The following is a 4,272-nucleotide window of genomic DNA, read 5'->3' on the forward strand; positions in this document are numbered from 1 at the left end:
CCGTAGATCGCTTCGCTGCCGTATTTCTCGTGGGCTTCTTTTAACGCCTTGGCGGCAAGATCAAGCGCGACGTCCCAACTAACGCGCACGAATTCCTCTTTGCCTCGCAGTTCGGATTTAGCCGCGCCCTTGGCTTTTAGATAGCTTTTGCGCACCATCGGATATAGTACGCGAGCCTCGTTTTGCACGGAATCAGGCAGGCTATAATTCATCGTATTTGGAAATTTATCGCCCTCGAAATCGCTAACGGAAACTATCTGATTTGAGTTGGTATTTGCCCAAAAAAGCCCGAATCTGTTCGCGCCGAATACCTTTTTGTTATCGAAAATCGTCTGCGTAACGCCTTCTATCCTGCTAGCCTGCGCAGCCGTAGCCGCCAAGGCCGAAAATTTGATGAAATCTCGTCTTTTCATAGGTTTCTCCCTTGTGTTGAAGTTTTTAAATTTTAAGCGCGAAATTTTTCGGAGCGCAAATTTGCTCGAAAAGCGGCGCGTCCCGGCTTTTAACGCTTAGCGTTATGTTGCAAAAATTTAACGATTAGCTCCAAATCCCCCTTTTCCAGGGCTACGTAGCCCGCATCCACCATTCCTTGTAAATTCGCGGGCCACTGATTTACGGTAAAGCTGTTTGGCTCGTGCAAGCGGTGGCAAGCCGAACAGGTGCCCTCGTATAGCTCTTTGGCTTTGGCGTAAAGCGCCTTGTCGTCGCTAGTTATCGCGTCCGCGGCGACTTCGTACGTGCCACTAGCCTCATACCAGACTTCGCCGTAGTCGTCTTCTAGCTTCTTGCCTTTGGCGAAATTTTCGGGACTCTCTTTATCAAAAACCGCATAAATTTCGCCCTCTTGCATATTTTTTTGGATTTGCAGCGGGTAGTTTTCGCTAGCGACGCCTTTTACCTTTATCTTCGCGGTCGCGCCGTTTTTGCTTACGACTTCGACGGGAGTGAGGGTGGAAATTTTGCCGATTACCTTACCGCCTAGCGATATGTCGGCACTTTTTGAGGCGACCTCGCCGCCCAAAGCTAAGCTAGCGCTACCAATCAGCGCGGCGACTAAAAATTTAGTTTTCATAAATTTTCCTTAAAAATTTATTTTAAGTTGAAATTATAAAACTGCCGCGCTTAAAGTTATATTGTTATATTTAGAATTTTACCATTTTACGCCGACTTCCAGCCAGAAATTGCGTCCTAGTCCGTATTCGTAGTGATCGCTCTGCGCGTTTACTTTATATTTTTTATTTAAGACATTGTTTATATCAAGATTGGCAAACGCCTTAAAGCCGCCTTTAATAGGCTGTTCGCAGCCTATTTTCATGTCCCAAGTAGTAAAGCTAGGCAGCTTTACGCGCCTATAAACGTCCATCCGCAAGGCGCGGTTCCACGAGCTAATCAGCGCGTCGGTTCTGCTAGTAAAATTCACGAAGTTGTATAGGCTAAAACGCCCAAAATTCGCGCTATGGGTAAATTTCGCGCTAAACGGGACGTGATAGTCTACCACGGGAAGCTCGCCTTTTTTTATGATTTTACCGTCATAAATCACGTCGTCGTCGATCCCGTCGTCGGTAAAATCCTTAAAATTTCGGCTTTGTTTAGTATAAGTTAGCGCCGCGGAAAAGTCGTTTTTCGCGCCGCCGATTAAAACGGGCGCGGCATTTGAGAGCGTCAAAGTATAGACGTCGGCCTTACTTTTTCCGTCGTTCGTATAGACGTAGTATCCGTTGCCGTATCCGGGCAGAGTTTCGCGGATATAGGTCTGCGCGACTTCGTTTTTGCCCTCTCTGCGGACGTATTTAAGCCCTAGCTTAGCGCCTGAAATTTCGCCTTTATAAAACAGGCTAATCTCGTCCGTGTGCGGCGTTTTAAGCTTTTTAATCGGGTAGCGCTCGTCGGCTAATCCGCCGTAGGTAAAGTCGCCAGGATACGTCGTACGGTTACCCGTGCGCCGCCATTTATAAATGCCGTTATAAATTTTATACGCGAAAAAATTTCGCCCGAAATAGCGGTTAGCGCCTAGCCCTATGAAATTTTTATCCCACGCTTCATAGCTAGCGACGAAGCGCGGAGCTACGTTAAAATCGCCGTTTGCGCTATTTCGTTCAAGCCTAGCTCCGGGGCGTATCGTAAACCTTCCGCTTCTCGCCTCGTCCTCTAAATATAGCGAAATAGTATCCATGCTAGATCTATTTTTTAGCGCATAGTAGCGCTGATTTTGCGACAAGAACTGCCCCGCGCCGCTAAAACTATCGTCGTTTACGCAAGTTTTATCGCCGGGCGGGCAGATAGTAGCGGGAGGTAACGGCCGAGGCCCACCGTACCAATTGTATTCGTGCGGTATCTCGTAAATTCCCCGCTGAGATAGGTAATTAAGCCCGAATTTTACGTTGTGGCTAAAATTTAGCGCGTTAAATTCGCTAAGCGCCGCGTCTAAGCTATACTCGGTATTTTTTTGCTCCTGGTTAAAGTCGTTGTATCCGCCGATGCCCGAAGTCGCGCCCGTACCCCAGTTTTTCAGGTTTGAAGTTTTATAGTTATAATACTCGCTGCTTTGCGCGTAATCGCGCGAGCTTTGAGAAAACGAATAGGCTAAATTTTGCTCCACCGTCAAGCCGTCAAGCTCCAAGCTAGCCTCTAAGCCGAGCTTATATCCGCCGTAAAGCAGCTTTAAGCGCGAGTCGAGATAGCGCTTGGCGGAGGTGTCGTTCGTAAGCTTCGAGTAAAGAATACTCGGGCGCAAAACGAGCCTATCGCTAGCGCGCCAGACGCCTTTTAAAAAGTAATTTTCGTTTTTCTGCAAATCGTCGGGAAAACCGTATAAATTTTGATTTATCTGCGTTCGGTTGTAGTTATTTACGATCTTTGAAGTAGCCCTCGTATAATCAAAAAGCAGTCCGAAATTTTCGCTTACGTAGCCTTCTAGCCCGAGCCTGTATCTATGCTTCTTAAAGTCGCTCATATCGGCTAAATTTCCGTTATCGTATCTATTTCTAGCGGCGTCGTCTTTGTAAATTTTAGCCCAGTCTCCGCTTGAATAGCTCGTACTTAAAATTCCGCCGAAATTTCGCCTAGGGTCTCTCGTTCTAGCGTTTACTACGCCGCCTTGAAAGCCGCCGTATTTAGCGGGGACGTCGCTATCTATTAGCTCCAAGCTTTCTAGCATATCCGTATCTAGCGTCATAGCCTGCGAGCCTACCGAGTTATCCGCCCAGATGTTGTTGTGGTTATTCGAAGTAGTTTTGCGCGGATTAAAGTCGTTATTAAAGCTAGCTCCGTCTAGCGTGAAGCTATTTTGATAATACGCCGCGCCGTTAACGCTAAAATCCTGCGGCGCGATCCCGCCGGCGTTTATACCTTTGCTTTGTTTAAGATCGAGGCTTAAATTCGGATTTGATTTTAGCGCCTCGGCTATCGTTTTATCTTTCGAAACGTTTTTTAAATTTTCTTCGGTTTTTACGTTTGAAGAGAGAAAAGGAAGCCGCTCTACGACCTCCACCGCGGTTAAATTCACATCCCGCGCGGCGCTCGCGTTTGCCGAAATAAACGCAAGCATCCCCAAGAGCGCGGCGCTCGTTTTACGAATTCGCACGGGAACTACTTTATTTTATCAGCACGGCTTTGTATCCGTCTAGTTTAAGCTTTGAAGTTACGATCGAGGCGTTAAAATCGTTGTCGGCGATAATTTTAGCGGTCTTTTCGTTTAAATTTATCTCGATATTTTTGATCTGTTTTAACTCCTTTAAACTCGCCATAATCGTATCGTAGCAAGATAGGCAACTCATATTAGGGATGCTAAAATTTAGAGTCTGATCGCCGAAGCAAACCGCAAATGCGGCAGTTAGCGCGAGTAACTTTCTCATTTTACGCCCACGCTAAATTTTTTCTCTTTGGAGTTTTGTATAGCCCTTACGACGTCTATGGTTTTTACGTTTTCTTCGGTCGTGATATTGACGTCTTTCGTGCGCAGATCGTAGCTCATAGACTTATAGCCCGGCAGGCTTTTAGCGGCGTTTTCTATCTTTTTGGCGCAGCTTGCGCAACCCATATTGTCCACGTTTAATTCGTGCGTTTTGGCGTTTAACGCAACGCAAAACAACAGAACCGTTAAAATTTTTCTCATTGTTATCTCCAAAAATATTTAATATCGGTTTTCGGATGATATAAAATCTTTTCTTAATTTAATATTTAATATTAAAATAGTAACTAAAAAATTAAAAATCCAGTAACGCTTTATAGGACGACTAGATGCCGATGATGAATATGCAGATCAAACGGTTC

Annotated in this window: 5 protein-coding genes; all 5 read right to left on the bottom strand. The window is 45.7% G+C overall.

What is annotated here, in order from left to right; translation table 11 throughout:
• A partial coding sequence (locus QZ147_RS08510) for a molybdopterin-dependent oxidoreductase (RefSeq protein WP_295149303.1) occupies window positions 1-413 on the bottom strand: 413 nt, incomplete at its 3' end.
• An 89-nt stretch (window positions 414-502) separates the two neighbouring features.
• Window positions 503-1,072, bottom strand: a complete 570-nt coding sequence (locus QZ147_RS08515) for a hypothetical protein (protein WP_295149306.1) — start codon at window positions 1,070-1,072, stop codon at window positions 503-505.
• Window positions 1,073-1,150: 78 nt separating this feature from the next.
• A complete protein-coding gene (locus tag QZ147_RS08520; protein WP_295149309.1) occupies window positions 1,151-3,583 on the bottom strand; it encodes a TonB-dependent receptor plug domain-containing protein in 2,433 nt (810 codons plus the stop codon).
• A gap of 10 nt (window positions 3,584-3,593) precedes the next feature.
• The gene (locus tag QZ147_RS08525; RefSeq protein ID WP_295149311.1) at window positions 3,594-3,854 is read right to left on the bottom strand and encodes a heavy-metal-associated domain-containing protein; all 261 of its coding nucleotides are present in this window, start codon (window positions 3,852-3,854) and stop codon (window positions 3,594-3,596) included.
• Window positions 3,851-4,114: a heavy metal-associated domain-containing protein gene (locus tag QZ147_RS08530; RefSeq protein ID WP_295149314.1), complete on the bottom strand. Its 264-nt coding sequence runs from the start codon at window positions 4,112-4,114 to the stop codon at window positions 3,851-3,853. Before QZ147_RS08530 ends, QZ147_RS08525 begins: the two co-directional genes overlap by 4 nt.
• Between the last annotated feature and the right edge of the window lie 158 nt (window positions 4,115-4,272).

It is taken from the genome of uncultured Campylobacter sp., assembly GCF_905371695.1.
Taxonomy (GTDB): domain Bacteria; phylum Campylobacterota; class Campylobacteria; order Campylobacterales; family Campylobacteraceae; genus Campylobacter_A.